Consider the following 14,821-nt stretch of genomic DNA (forward strand, 5'->3'; position numbering starts at 1 on the left):
GATGCCACCATCAGCGACCCGGCTGCGACCTCCATTGATGCCACCACCCTCAGCGCCATTGGCGGTGCAACGACCGGGACAGTTACGGTATCCAACGCGGTTGCGATTAGCGGCAGCTTAGCCGAAGTCACCGCGGCGTTGGTCACGGCAGACACTAAAGTCACTGCGGCCACGGCCACGGTCACGATCTCCGATGCCGAGGGCAGCGACCTTGATGCTACCGATCTGAGCGCTATCGGCTCGGCAACCAGCGGCACGGTGACCGTGTCGAATGCGGTCGATATCAGCGGCACGATAGAAGAATTGACCGCCGCTTTGATCACGCCGTCCAGCAAGGTCATCGCCGCAACGGCAAATCCTGTTGTCAACGGCGGAGCGTCGGTAGCGGAGTTGAATGCGCTGGCCGCGATTACGACCGGTTTCATATTCGCGGACGTCAGCGAAGGCGACGTTGAGACCTTGTTGACCCTGACCGGGACCGGTAATGAATACAGCATGACGCTTTCAGCGCAAGCCGTAACCGCCAGCCAGTTACTCTCCCTGGATGCCAAGACGACTGTTGCGGTTGACGCGACTGCTGTCACGGGCATTACCGGTACGGCGGCACAGTTCGAATCGCTCATGACTGCTATCGATGATGCGGGTATTCTGGCGCCGGCCAATTTCAATAGCACGGTGTCCAATGCGGTAACGCTGCAACAGGCCTTGGCGTTTGACGCAATGAATGGTAACGGCACGTTGACGCTGACATTGGGTATCGGCGATACCGCGAGCAACTTCTTTACCGAGGGGCTTACGTTCGCGGCTGGAGTCGAAGCGCTGCTGGCTCAGCAGCCTAATGTGATTCTGGCCGGCGCCACGCAGGAACAACTGGCTGCCATCGATGCCGCTAATGGGGATGGCACAGTGACGCTAGCCACCCCGGTCAGCGCGGCGGAAGCCACCGCCTCGGGTCTGCCCAGCATCATCACCGACGTCGTGGCCAACCTTTTGCTCCCCGGCAATGCCGCGGCACTGGCCATGGCGGTTTCCGTCAACGTCGAAGATTCGGCGACAGTGGCTCAAGCAGGCGCCATCGCTACAGCGTTCAGCGGTGGCACCGAGCTAACGCTGGCGGGCGGGCTTACCGATTCCGTGGGCAACTTCTTTACGGCGGGAACGACGACTCAAGTTGGTGTGGATGATTTATTGGCGCTGAATCCTGACGTGACGGTGACCGGCACGCCAACGGTTGCTCAGTTGAATTATGTCGACAGCAACAATGGCGACGGCATGGTCACGGCTGCAATCAGCGGTACGGCGGCCGATTTGGCCGGTTTGACCGGTACGGGCAACGCCTATACCGTGACTGTGACTGGTTCAGCGGCGGCGGCTGATCTGATGGCTATCGATACGGTAACCACGATTGCGGTCAAGGCCAACGCGATCACCGCGCTTACCGGTACGGCCGCCGATATCGCCACCGTCATCAGCGCCACGACCATCGATACTGCCGCCGCCGTGAAGGTCGTCGTGGACGCCGGTTCGGCTGCCGCCAGCGACTTGAGCCTCATTGATGCCAATACCACGGCGGTGGTCGACGCCAGAGCGGTGACCGAACTGACCGGTTCGGCGGCGGAGGTCTTCGCTGTAATGAATGTAACAACGATCAGCAAGGCGGTTGATGTGTCGGTGACGCTGGCCGCCGGTTCGGCGGCAGCGGCCCATCTCAATGCCATCGACGCCAAGACTACTGCGCTTGTAGATGCTAACGCCATCACCGCCATCATCGGCACGGCGGCGGACATCAAGAAGGCCATTGCCTCCAGCGGCCTTGATTTAGGGACGGATTACGATGTCACCGTGTCCGGAATAGCATCGCTGGCCGACTTGGCCATCATAGACGGCACGGACGGCGTGGTAACGGCAACGGTGGCGGCGGGTAGCGCCTCCGCCTTGATTAGCGGTTTAAGCGACGATGACGTCAACGCGTATAACCTGACGGTAACGGGCACCGCAACGGTGGCTCAGTTGAATGATCTGCAGGACAAAACTTCGGGCGTCATCACGGCCACGATCAGCGACACGCTCGCTAATTTGGCGGCGTTGACCGGAACCGGCAATGCCTACAAGATTACAGTGACCGATACGGTTAGCGATTTGAGCGCGTTAAACGCTCTCGACGCCAAAACCACCGGCGTGATTACCGCGACGCTTGCCGATGATAGCGCAGCCAATCTGGCGACGCTGACGGGAACCGGGAATGCTTATAGAGTCAAAGTGGCGGCTGGAAGCGCGGCGGCAGCGGATCTGCTTAAAATCGACGCAGCCACCACGGTGGCAGTCGATGCCAGACTGGTGACGGCGATTACCGGTTCTTCGGCGGATATTGCGGCGGTTGCCGCGGCGGTTGGCATCACCAAGCCCGCTGCGGGTTTAGAGATGACTTTCTCCGATGGTGCCACGCTGGCGCAATTGCTTGCCGCTGATGCAAAGGGCAATGTGATCTATGACACGGTGCAGGATACTGCTGCAAACCTTGCTAGCAAGACAGGCGTGAAGACGGCGAATGCTATCAAGTATGTGCAGGGAGGTGCTGCGGGTACCGGGATTGCAGACGTGGTTGTGACCGATGGCATGGGGGCGACGGCGCCGACCGTTGCCCAGATATTTGCGATCGACAGCATGAATGGCAATAATAAACTGACTTATACCGCGCTTACCGATACAGCCGCTAACCTCGCTGGTTCGTCTTACGTTGTGCCTGGTAAAAATATTACCGTGACTAATGCGGCGACCATTGCGCAGCTGGCCACGATAGACGCTAACAACGGCGGCGGCAAGTTGGCTTACAGCGCAATAACCGACACGGCGGCCAATCTTGCCACCAACGCCGGCGGTTATGTGTTTGCCGGCAAGAACGTCACGGTGACCACGGCGGCGACCATTGGCCAGTTGGATGCTATCGATGCGGCTAATGGTAACGGCACGCTGACTTACGGCGGGCTGATTGATACTCAGGCTAATTTGGCTGCCAATCTGTCGCGTTTGGCGGGTAAGGCCGTAACGGTAACCAATGCGGCGAGTATCGCCCAGTTAAACGCCATCGATAAGGCCAACGGCGGCGCAGCCTTTACCTATGCCGGAGTGAACGATACGCTGGCCAATTTGACCGCCAATGCGGGAGGGTATGTGAAAGCGGGAGGACAGGTGACGGTAAGCGATTCCGCGACGCTGTTGCAATTGAGAACGCTGGACGCCAGAGCCAATGTCGGCACCGTGAGTGCCACCGCTGTAAATGACACCGCGGCCAATCTGGCGGCAAATGTCGGCGGCTACATCGTCAATGGCGTCAACGTCAGCGTGAGCGGTGCGGCAACCATGGCTCAGTTGGCGACCATCGATGGGCTGAACGGTAGCGGCACGTTAACCTACTCGGCCATCACCGATAGCGCTACGAATCTGGCGTCCAATGCTGGTGGTTACCTGATTAATGGAATAGCCGCAACCGTGACCGATGCCGCGACGATAGCCCAGTTGACGACTATCGACGGCGCGAACGGTACCGGCGAGCTGACCTATTCGGCCATCGCGGATACCGCGGCTAATCTGGCAACCAATACCGGCGGTTATCTGCGTATCGGTATCGATACCACCGTGATAGGAACGGCGACCATCGCCCAATTGACCGCAATCGATGCGGCCAATGGCGGCGCCGATGTAAACTATACGGGTGTCGTCGATACGGCTCTAAGTCTTGTAAACAATACCGGTGGATATGTTTTTGACGGCATAGACACGACCGTCACCGACAATGCCAGTGCCGGCCAGTTAGGCGAGATAGACGCGGCGAACGGTAGCGGCAAGCTGATACTGGGTGCCGGTGCGGATGCCGTGACCATCAATCTGGACAATTCCGGCGTGACCAGCGTCATTCTGGGCGGTTCGGGCGATCATGTCATTACCGCTGGAACTGCGACGGAAACCTTCATCCTGGCGGCCGAGCAAAATGGAGGCACTACCATCAACGGCTTGGCGGGAGGTGACAGCATCAATATCGACGGCTCGAATCTGATCAGCGCCTTGACCGGTGGCTCTCAAGCGGCGGTCGACGTGGATACCGTGGGCGAATGGGGCTTTAACGACGGCGTGCTGACGTTTTACAACGATGTGCATGACGCAGTGGAATCGATCACCTTGACCGGAGTGACAGAACTGACCTTGCAGGCTGGTGGGGATGTTTTCGTTGTCGGTTAGACTTCTCAGAGGGTTATAAACCCGGTTTACGGGGCCAGTCCATTTATCGACTGGCCCCGTTTTTTTTTGTCCCAAGCTTATTGGTGTTTGAGTTTGTCAAGGTTTATTTAGGGCTTGCGCCGCTTAAGCCTGAGCATAGGGCTTAACCACAAAGAACGCGCGTAAACCTAAAAAGAGCTCTTATTAGAGTAAAAGCGAAAAAAATCAATCTATTAGCCTGTTAATCATTAAGGATTCCGTTCCTAATAACTTCGCTGTATATATCCCTCAGCCTAACCCCCCCCGGTGGAGGTTGTCATAAGAAGTCCCCTCTCCCGCCGCACCCACGGGGCATAAAGGAGAAGGGACTGATTGGCTTTTACGACAGCCTACGGCGGGAATAGAATGCGGAAGTTATTTTGGGCGGAATCCTAAGGCCTTCAGCCGCCCGTGGATTCGATTATATCCAAAACGCCCAGGGCATCGATCAATGCCACGCTGACCGGCGACACGCCGATTACCGTGGCGGTCACGCACGGTTCCGCGCTGCCCTCCAGGCCTTGCACGATTTCGGCCAAACCCTTGCAAAGGTATTGATTGCAAACGTTAGAGCGCAGCTGGCGAGGCAGTCGGCAGCCATTTTCGGCGTGATAAATGCAGCTGTCTTGGTAGCCGGTTTCGGGCACATAGTCGAGATAATGCCCTATGATGCGGGGAGCGGCCAATGGCGGAAGTTGCCTTTGCAGCCGGCGGATGGTGGTGGGTTCAAGCCAGGCCGAATCGCCGCCCGTCGCGCAGCAATGGCCGGCGCACAGTCCGCAAGCCGCGGCCAGTGCCGGCATCTCCGCCTGTTGGGGCTCCACGCCATGAGTTGTGGCCGAGGTTTCCTTGCTCTCGCATTCTGCGTCCGGCAATGCTTCGGCTTCGATTACTATCCGTTCCAGATGTTGCCGCAAGGCCTCGACGCGCGTGACGTCTATTGGAACCAATTGACGGGAATTGCGAGGTAGAACGGCCACGGCGGCGTTTGCCGGCCACGAGGCAGGCAGGCGATGGCGGATGAGTTCCATTGTCGTCCCGCGCCGGCGCTCTTGTTGGAAGCCGACATCCTTGCGGCGGCACTCCGGGTTGTCGCACAGGCCGCGAATGCGTTGCAGCGTAGACAATGCGCATCCGCAGCCTCGGCAATGGCTGGTGTGGCCGTGCATATCGCTACGTAGTTAGATCGATGGTTGTGGACGCGGAATTGTTCGGCTCAATCCTTATGGGCGAGTACCGCCAGCGCGCCGGCGTAATCGGGTTCGTCGGCGATTTCCCCGACCAGTTGGGTGTAAATGACCCGGTCGTTTTCATCGATGATTACGATGGCCCGGGCGGTCAGTCCGGCCAGAATGCTGTCCAGCAATTCCACGCCATAATCGTGGGCGAATGTGGAGCGGAACGAGGACAAGGCGATGACGTGTTTGATGCCTTCGATTTCGCAAAAGCGGGCCTGGGCGAAGGGCAGGTCGGCGGAAATCGCCAGTACTACCGTGTTATCCAGATGAGAAGCCTTTTCGTTGAATTTGCGGGTCGAGGTGGCACAGGTCGGGGTATCCAGACTGGGCACGATATTCATCACCTTGCGCTTGCCGGCAAATTCGGCCAAACCCACGTCCTGCATTTTGCGGTTGGTGAGCTTGAAGTCGGGCGCTTGGCCGCCGACCGCGGGCAGTTCGCCTATAGTGTTGATGGGTTTGCCTTGAAAGGTGATGGTGGCCATGCTTACGCTCCCGGATAAATTATTTTTTGCGCTTGGTGAAATCGATCAGGCGTTTGCGTTTCTTCATCTGCCTGTCGCTCAAGGTATTTCTCTGTCCCTGAAACGGGTTCTCCGGCGACTTGAATACCAAGCGTACCGGGGTGCCTTTTAATTGCAATTGTTCCCGGTAATAGTTCATCAAAAACCGTTTGTAGGCACCGGGCAGCGAGTCGGTCTGCACGCCGTGTATCACCACCACCGGCGGATTGCGGCCGCCCTGGTGGGCGTATTTCAGCTTGATGCGGCGGCCGCCGACCAGGGGCGGTTGGTGCGCGGCGACGGCATCGTTGAGAATCCGCGTCAACACCGGCGTTGACATGTCTATCATCGCTGCATCGTACAGGCTGTGTACCACGTCGAACAGCTTGCCGACCCCGCTGCCGTGCAGCGCGGAAATCGGGTGCTTTTCGGCGAAATCCAGGAAGGGTAATTTGATTTCGATCTGCTTTTTGACGAAAGCCCGGTGTTCGGCGTCCAGGCCGTCCCATTTGTTCAGGCCGATAATCAAGGCCCGGCCGGCTTCCAGTACCAGCCCCAGAATATGCGCGTCCTGATCGGTGACACCTTCGCGGGCGTCGATCAGATAAATCACCACATGGGCCTTTTCGATGGCCTGCAGCGATTTGATGATGCTGAATTTTTCCACGGTCAGCGACACCTTGGCCCGCCGGCGCATGCCGGCGGTATCGATCAAGGTAAATTTTTGCCCGTTACGTTCGAAGGGAATATAAATACTGTCGCGGGTGGTGCCGGCTTCATCGAACACCACCACCCGTTCTTCGCCCAGCAGGCGGTTGACCAGGGTGGATTTGCCGACATTGGGCCGGCCGACCACGGCGATGGCGATGCCGGGGTCCTGTTCTTCAAACTCGTCTTCCTGCGCCGGGATCAGCTCGTCGATGCGGCCCAATAACTCATGCACATTGCGGCCGTGCGAGGCGGCAATCGGCACCGGCTCGCCCAGTGCCAGACTGTAAAAATCGTGGGTGACGGTATTGCTGTCGATGCCGTCGATTTTGTTCACCACCAACACCACAGGCTTGCCCAATTTGCGCAGCATGTCGGCGATGGCTTCGTCCGAGGCATTGATGCCGTCGCGGGCGTCGACCATGAAGAACACCACGTCGGCTTCCCGCAGCGCAATTTCCACCTGTTTTTTGGCGAAGACGTCGATACCGGCCTGATCGTCGGTGATACCGCCGGTATCGACCACCAGACAGTCGCGTTCGCCGCGCTTGACGCGGCCGTATTGCCGATCCCGGGTCAGGCCGGGATAGTCGGCCACCAGCGCCTCGCGGCTGCGGGTCAAATAATTGAAAAGGGTGGATTTGCCGACATTGGGTCGGCCAACCAAGGCGATGACTGGAAGCATAGTGTTTATCTCGCTCTTAGGGCCGCGAGGGTGCCATTTTTTGCGTAAATGTATACAGTTCCGTCGACGATGACCGGTTTGGCTTCGATCGGCGAATTTGCAACCTGGATGCGGCCGAGCTGCCTGCCGTCGCTGACGGACAGCCAGTGCACCCAGCCCTCGAAGTCGCCGACCACGACATAATTGTCGTAGACCACGGCCGCGGTCAATTGGCGGTTGTGCAAATCTTTTTGTTTCCACAACGAGGCGCCGTTGCGTTGGTCCAGTTGCGACACCTCGCTTTTGGTGTCGCTGATGTAAAGGTAGCGGTAATCGGCGCTGATGCCCGTGTAGGAAGAAATCTCGGGATTGCGCCAGATGATGTCGCCGTCCACCTCCGATACCGAACTGGTGCCGCCGTTGAAACTGGACACGAAGATGGCGCCGCGGTTATGCAGCGGATCGACGTCCAAATCCACCAGACGTTCGACTTCCGAGCGGCCGGTAGGCATGGCGATGGTGGCCTCCCAAAGACTTTTGCCGTCGTTGAGTTGCAAGGCCTGCATCTTGCCGTTGGCCGAACCGACGATGGCGGCATTGTCTATCACGATGGGAGCACCGGCGCCGCGTATGCTCAAGGCGGGCACGCTGGATTCGGAAACCCATAGCTGCGCGCCGTCCGCTTCCCTGAGGCCGATCACCTTGCCGTCCGTGGTGCGCACTATCACGACATCCTTGGCTATCACGGGCACGGCCTGTACTTCGCTGGGCACATTGGTCAGCCATAATTGCTCGCCGGTGCCGATATCGAACGCTATCACTTCGCCGGATGTACAGCCCATGACCACCACGCGTCTGCCCAGGCCGGGGCCGGCGGAAAAGGCAAAATCGGTATTAGTTCCCCACACCAGATCACCGTTCGCCAGGTTTCTGGCCTGCAAGCTGCCCTTGCGGTCGGCGGCATAAATCCGGTCGGACTGCACGCTGGGAATCAGTTTCAGATATTGCTTGTCGGCGCCATCGCCCACGGACTCCTTCCAGAGTACATCGATTTGCACCTCGGCTTGATATTCCTGCAAGGCCGCCGGCGGGTCGGCGCTGTCGTCTTCGCCGAAAATACTGTCGGACAGGCCGGAAAGCATCTCGCGGCCTGCGTCCAGCCCGGCGCATCCGGAAAGCAAAAGCAGGCCGGCAAACAATAGCGGGGCAGCGCGGAACGGCAGGGGCAGGGGAGTCAACATGGGTTCAAGCGCGTTATTGCGGCAAATTCGCAGCGGCCGGGTTGAAGGCGGGCGCGGCAATGTCGTCCAGTTTGAATTGGGTAAATGCGGTGGCCTGACCGGTCCTGACGGCGTTTTGATAGGCGGTGCGAGCTTCGTCCAGCCTATCCAGGGCCACATACAGGTCGCCCTCCAGTTCATCGTAGCTGGCGGCAAAACCTTCGGCTTTGGCCGGGTCGACCGCCGCGATCAGTTTCAAGCCTTCCTCGTACTGGCCGCTCGCCAGCAGCAGTTGTATCAAACGCAGCCGGGCCACGTGCTGCAAGGCCTCGTCGCTGTCGTTCCGTACTTGTTGTTGCAAAATGGCCTTGGCTGCTTCCAGATCGCCGGCATCGACTTTGGTTTTGGCTTTCGCCAAGCCGGCAAAGTGCGCGTAGGCCTGCGAGCCGTGCTCGACGGCCAATTGATCGGCCAGTTTTTCCACCGAGGCCGATTCGTTTTTGGCGGCGGCCGCCAGCAGGTTTTGATACAGCCGCGAGGCCTCGCTGCGTTGCTCCAATTGATGGTTTTGCCAGAAATTCCAGCCGGTTACCAGCAAAATGGCGGTGAAGACCCCGGCAATCAGGGAAGTGTTATTGGCTTCCCACCATTTTTTTAACTGTTCGACTTGTTCTTCTTCGGTATCGTAAATAGCCACGGTGTTTTCCGGTTAATGGTTATGCAATGGGTTTGTTGCGGTGCCAGGCTTTCAATGTTTCCAGCAACTCGGCATGATTCAAGGTGGTTTGTGCCTGTTCCACCCGCAGTGATTTTAACGCCGCTTCGCCGCGCCGGGCCTCGTCGTCGCCTATGATAATCGCAAATGCCGCGCCGGACTTGTCGGCTTTTTTAAATTGGCTTTTGAAACTGCCGCCGCCGCAATTGACTTGTAATTTCAAACCGTCGATTTGATCCCGCAGTTGCTCGCTCAGCAACAGACCGGCCTTTTCGGCCGCCTCGCCGACCCGGATCAGGTAGACGTCCACGCCCGCTTCGATGGAAACGGTTTCCAATTGTTCGACCAGCGCCAGGATGCGTTCCATGCCCATGGCAAAGCCGATGGCGTGGTTGGCCTTGCCGCCCAGCTGTTCGATCAGCCCGTCGTAACGGCCGCCGGCGCAAATGGTGCCCTGGGCGCCGAGTTCGTCGGTGACCCATTCGAATACCGTTTTGCCGTAATAATCCAGACCGCGCACCAGACGGGTATTCAGGCTGTAGGCAATGCCCAAATCGTCCAGCATGCCTTTCAGGCTGTTGAAATGTAACAGACTGTCTTCGCCCAAATGATCCAGCAATACCGGGGCATCCCGCAACATCAATTGCATGTCCGGGTTTTTGCTGTCCAGGATGCGCAGCGGATTGGTTTCCAGCCGGCGCAGGCTGTCCTCGTCCAGCACATCGATGTGCCGCTTGAAATATTCGACCAGCACGCCGCGATAGGCGGCGCGTTCCTCGCTGGTGCCCAGCGAATTAAGCTGCAGTTCGACTTTGTCGCGGATGCCGAGTTTTTTCCACAAACGGTCGGTCAGCAATATCATTTCCGCATCGATATCCGGGCCGGGCATGCCGTAGGTTTCCACGCCGAGTTGATAAAACTGCCGGTAACGGCCTTTCTGCGGGCGCTCGTGGCGAAACATCGGCCCGTAGTACCACAAACGGTGGCTCTGGTTATGCAGCAGGCCGTGCTCCAGGCAGGCGCGCAGGCAGCCGGCGGTGCCTTCGGGGCGCAGGGTCAACGAATCGCCGTTTCTGTCGTCGAAGGTGTACATTTCCTTTTCGACGATATCGGTCACTTCACCTATCGAGCGCTTGAACAGTTCGGTTTTTTCCACGATGGGCAGGCGGATTTCCTGATATCCGTATGCGGCCAAGGTTTGTCTGGCGTTTTGTTCCAGCCACTGCCAGTAAGGGGATTGTTCGGGCAGAATGTCGTGCATTCCGCGGATGGCCTGAATGGCCTGTGGTTGTTTTGCCATGTGTGTCCGGATTATTTGCTGATCGCGGTTTTAACTTTTACAGCCTCGGGCGAGGTTGGAAATGTGACGATTAATTGTTCCTTGTAGTTTTCCGCCGCCTGCTGGTTGCCCAGGGCCCGTTCGGTTTGAAAACCGTACCAGAGGGTTTCCGGCGAGTGTTTGGCAATCGCCAGATAACGTTCCAAAAAAGCCCGCGCTGACATATATTGTTGATTGTTATAGCTGATTTTCAGCATCTCCTGCAGCGCGGGCGGATATTCCGGGTTGGCTTGCAGCGCGCGACGTAGATACTCTTCGCCATTGGCCGTATCGTTCTGTTGCACCAGACAGACGCCGAGATTGCTCAAGGTCTGCCAGGGTCTTTGATTCATGGCCGAATCCAGCGCTTCCCGCAGCATGGCCATGCCTTTTTCGTACTTGCCGCGCTCGCATAAAAAACGCCCGTAATTGTTTTTGATGCTGTAATTGTCGGGATCCTTGCCTTTCGCCGTTTGGTAATAATCCTCGGCGCGTTCGTCGTCCTTGATGCGTTCGTAAAATACCGCCAGCGCGTTAAGTATTTCCGCGTTGCCGGAGTCCAGATCGTATGCAATATCCAGTTTTTCCCTGGCCACGTCCAGCATGTTCAATTCCATATAACGCACGCCCATTTGCAAGTTCAGGTTGGCTTTTTCCCGGTCGCTCATGCCGTCGCCGCCGAAGTTGGGCAGCAGGCCGCAGGCACCGATAACAATGCTGGCAGCCGCGATGCCCGCGACTCGCGAGCCGAGGCTAAATGGCATGGGGCGTGGTCCTTGCGGCTTGCAGTTTCAGATGCCGGCGGCTTTTGTCCTGAACCTGACCGACCAGTTGTCCGCAGGCGGCGTCGATATCTTCGCCGCGGGTTTTGCGGATGGTGGTGACGATGCCGGCGTTATGCAAGATGTCGCGAAATCTCAGTATGCTTGCCGTTGCCGAGCAGCGGTATGGCGATTGCGGGAACGGATTGAACGGGATCAAATTTACCTTTGACGGCACGCTTTTCAGCAGTTTTACCAGGGTTCTGGCATCTTCCGGACTGTCGTTAATGCCGTCCAGCATCACATATTCAAATGTGATGTGTTTGCGCGGGCCGTTTTGGGCGTAAGCGCGGCAGGCGTCCATCAACTCCGCCAACGGGTACTTGATGTTGATGGGGACCAGTTGGTTGCGCAATTCGTCGTTGGGCGCGTGCAGGGAAACCGCCATGCTGACATCGCAGACTTCGTTCAAACGATTCATGGCCGGCACCACGCCGGAAGTGCTGATGGTGACGCGGCGCTTGGATAGGCCGTAGGCAAAATCGTCCATCATCAGATTCATCGCCGCGACCACGTTATCGAAATTTAACAGCGGCTCGCCCATGCCCATCATCACCACGTTGGTGATGCGGCGTTCGCTGCCCAGGCGTTGCTGGGCCAGATACAGCTGGCCGATGACTTCCGCCGTGCTCAAGTTGCGGTTGAAGCCTTGCTGAGCGGTGGAACAAAAGCTGCAGGCCAAGGCGCAACCGACTTGCGAGGAAATGCACAGCGTGGCCCGGCGTTCCTCGGGGATGTAGACGGTTTCCACCTTGTTGCCGCAATGGGTCTGCATGGCCCACTTGCAAGTGCCGTCCGACGCCAGTTGTTCGGCGACGATTTCCGGGGTGCGGATACAGCAGTTTTCCTTGAGATAGGTGCGTAGGGACTTGCTCAGGTTGGTCATGTCGTCGAAATCGACCACGCCTTCCTGATAAATCCATTTCAGCAACTGGGTGGCGCGAAACGGCTTTTCCCCCAGACCGACAAAAAAGGCCTGCAGGTCTTTTCTGTCGAAATCCAGCAGATTGATAGTCGCCGGTTTAGCGGATGCGGTCGCAGAGTTCATCGGCGGAGAAGAAGTAAGCGATTTCGCGCGCGGCGGATTCCGGTGCATCGGAACCGTGTACGGCGTTTTCGTCGATGCTGACCGCGAAGTCGGCGCGAATGGTGCCGGGCGCGGCTTCCTTGGGATTGGTGGCGCCCATCAGTTCGCGATTTTTCAGGACCGCATTTTCGCCTTCCAGCACTTGCACCACGACCGGGCCGGAAGTCATGAAGCTGACCAGATCCTTGAAGAAACCGCGTTCCTTATGTTCGGCATAAAAGCCTTCGGCTTGTTCTTGGCTCAGTTGCAGCATTTTGCTGGCGACCACGCGCAAGCCATTTTTTTCGAAACGGCTGACAATTTCTCCAATCACGTTTTTTGCAACCGCATCCGGCTTGATGATAGAGAAAGTACGTTCAATTGCCATTGTTTAAACTCCAGGTAAGGTGGGTGATAAAAGTCGTTGAATGATGAATTTGCCTAGATCGACAGTTTTTCGATCCGGCGGTTGTCGCCGTAGAGCCAGTTCACCAGCATGCGGGTGCCGGTAATGGCGGTAAACATCGAGGTCAGGATGCCCAGGCACAAGACCACCGCAAAACCTTTCACCGGGCCGGTACCGAAGCCAAATAGCAACAAGGCCACCAGCAGGGTGGTGACGTTGGAGTCCAGAATGGTGTGAAAGGCTTTTTCATAGCCGACAAAAATGCTGGCTTGCGGGCTGTTGCCGTTGCGCAATTCCTCGCGTATGCGTTCGTTGATCAGGACGTTGGCGTCCACCGCCATGCCGACGGTCAACACGATGCCGGCCATGCCGGGCAGGGTCAGGGTGGCTTGCAGCAGCGACAGGATGGCTATCAGCAATACCACGTTGAAAATCAATGCAAAGTTGGCAATCAGGCCGAAGGCGCGGTAATAGATCACCATAAACACCACCACCAGCAGGAAGCCGATGTTGATGGACATCATGCCCTGGTCGATGTTTTCCTGACCCAGGCTGGGACCGACGGTACGTTCCTCGACGATCTCGACCGGCGCGGCCAATGCGCCGGCCCGTAACAACAAGGCCAGGGTACGGGCTTCTTGAGGGCTGTCCAGACCGGTGGTTTGGAAGCGTTTGCTGAAGGAATCGCGGATGGTGGCGACGCTGATGACTTTTTCGACTTTTTCCTTGTGTTGTACTTTTTGGCCGTCGACCACCCGACTCTCGGATTTGTACTCGATAAACACCACAGCCATCGGCTTGCCGATATTTTCCTGGGTCAGTTTGCCCATTTTTTTGGCGCCCACGCCGTCCAGGGTGATGAAGACGGCGGCCTGACCGTCCTGGTCCAGGCCTGAAGATGCGTCGGTAATCTGGTCGCCGGTGACGATGACCGAGCGCTTCAGCAATATCGGCGCACCGTTTTTGTCGTAATACAGGCGGCTGCCGACCGGCACGCGGCCTTCCAGCGCCGCTTTGACGTCGTGTTCCACGTCCACCAGGCGGTATTCCAGCGTGGCGGTGGTGCCCAGCAACTCCTTGGCGCGGGCGGTGTCCTGTACGCCGGGCAATTGCACTACAATGCGGTTACTGCCCTGTTGCTGAATGATGGGTTCCGCGACGCCCAGTTCGTTGACCCGGTTGCGCAGAGTAGTGATGTTTTGATCCAGCGCCGATTTTTTGATGGCGACGATTTCCCGTTCCGGCAAGGTCAATAAAAATTCATTGAGGCCGCTTTCGGCCAGGTCCAGATTGCGGAAATCCTTGTTCAACACGGCCGCGGCCGCTACCCGGTTTTCCTCGTCGGGCAGCACCACCTTGATGCCGTTGGCTTCCTTGGACACGGACTGATAACGCACCTTGGCGTCTCTGAAGGCACCGCGGATGTCGTTATTGTAGCGTTCGTCCGCCTGTTTCAGCGCGGCATCCATATCCACTTCCAGCAAAAAATGTACCCCGCCGCGCAAGTCCAGACCCAGATACATCGGTTCCGCGCCCAAGGCGGCCAGCCAGCCGGGAGTGGCCGGGGCCAGATTCAGCGCCACGGTGGCTTGCTTGGACATTTTGTTGCCGAGCAGGTCGGCGGCCTTCATTTGTTCGTCGGTGTTGTTGAAACGAACCAGTATCTTGCCGTCCTTGAAGTCGAAGGCCTTGGCGCTAAAGCCGGCGTCCTTGAGCGCGGCGGCCACTTCATCGGCTTGCGCCTGTTGCAGCGGAGTCGAATTGCTGGAAGCCAATTGCACCGCCGGGTCGTTGCCGAATAGATTCGGCAGGGCATATACCAGGGCGAAAACCAGAACGGTCAGTACCAGAATGTTTTTCCAAAGCGGGAAGTGATTTTGCATGGGTTTCCGTTAAAGCAGAGACAAC

The 14,821-nt window shown here is 57.7% G+C and carries 11 protein-coding genes; 1 reads left to right on the plus strand and 10 read right to left on the minus strand.

The annotated features are described in order from the left end of the window. Positions 1–4,236 (plus strand): beta strand repeat-containing protein (locus NP590_RS11660; protein ID WP_256602568.1); only part of this gene is annotated, 4,236 nt, incomplete at its 5' end. Between the two features lie 419 nt (positions 4,237–4,655). Here the strand turns inward: NP590_RS11660 and NP590_RS11665 are convergent. The 10 genes from NP590_RS11665 to secD form a co-directional block, all read right to left on the minus strand. Further along, a complete protein-coding gene (locus NP590_RS11665; RefSeq protein WP_256602569.1) occupies positions 4,656–5,381 on the minus strand; it encodes a hypothetical protein in 726 nt (241 codons plus the stop codon). Positions 5,382–5,470: 89 nt separating this feature from the next. Further along, the gene (tpx, locus tag NP590_RS11670) at positions 5,471–5,977 is read right to left on the minus strand and encodes a thiol peroxidase (protein WP_256602570.1); all 507 of its coding nucleotides are present in this window, start codon (positions 5,975–5,977) and stop codon (positions 5,471–5,473) included. Between the two features lie 19 nt (positions 5,978–5,996). Continuing rightward, a complete protein-coding gene (gene der, locus NP590_RS11675) occupies positions 5,997–7,388 on the minus strand; it encodes a ribosome biogenesis GTPase Der (protein WP_256602571.1) in 1,392 nt (463 codons plus the stop codon). Between the two features lie 5 nt (positions 7,389–7,393). Then, positions 7,394–8,608 carry an outer membrane protein assembly factor BamB gene (gene bamB, locus NP590_RS11680; RefSeq protein ID WP_256602572.1) on the minus strand — a complete coding sequence of 405 codons (1,215 nt, stop codon included), beginning with the start codon at positions 8,606–8,608 and terminating at the stop codon, positions 7,394–7,396. Positions 8,609–8,621: 13 nt separating this feature from the next. After that, positions 8,622–9,284: a YfgM family protein gene (locus tag NP590_RS11685; protein ID WP_256602573.1), complete on the minus strand. Its 663-nt coding sequence runs from the start codon at positions 9,282–9,284 to the stop codon at positions 8,622–8,624. Between the two features lie 19 nt (positions 9,285–9,303). After that, positions 9,304–10,602, minus strand: a complete 1,299-nt coding sequence (gene hisS, locus NP590_RS11690; protein WP_256602574.1) for a histidine--tRNA ligase — start codon at positions 10,600–10,602, stop codon at positions 9,304–9,306. A gap of 11 nt (positions 10,603–10,613) precedes the next feature. Then, positions 10,614–11,384: a type IV pilus biogenesis/stability protein PilW gene (gene pilW / locus NP590_RS11695; protein WP_256602575.1), complete on the minus strand. Its 771-nt coding sequence runs from the start codon at positions 11,382–11,384 to the stop codon at positions 10,614–10,616. Further along, a complete protein-coding gene (rlmN, locus tag NP590_RS11700) occupies positions 11,374–12,489 on the minus strand; it encodes a dual-specificity RNA methyltransferase RlmN (RefSeq protein ID WP_256602576.1) in 1,116 nt (371 codons plus the stop codon). Before rlmN ends, pilW begins: the two co-directional genes overlap by 11 nt. Next, on the minus strand, positions 12,464–12,895 hold the full coding sequence (gene ndk / locus NP590_RS11705; RefSeq protein ID WP_256602577.1) for a nucleoside-diphosphate kinase: 432 nt from the start codon (positions 12,893–12,895) through the stop codon (positions 12,464–12,466). The genes rlmN and ndk overlap by 26 nt, the downstream gene beginning before the upstream one ends. 53 nt (positions 12,896–12,948) lie before the next feature. Then, on the minus strand, positions 12,949–14,796 hold the full coding sequence (secD, locus tag NP590_RS11710) for a protein translocase subunit SecD (RefSeq protein ID WP_256602578.1): 1,848 nt from the start codon (positions 14,794–14,796) through the stop codon (positions 12,949–12,951). Positions 14,797–14,821: the final 25 nt, after the last annotated feature.

This window comes from Methylomonas subterranea (assembly GCF_024505185.1).
Classification (GTDB): Bacteria; Pseudomonadota; Gammaproteobacteria; order Methylococcales; family Methylomonadaceae; genus Methylomonas; species Methylomonas subterranea.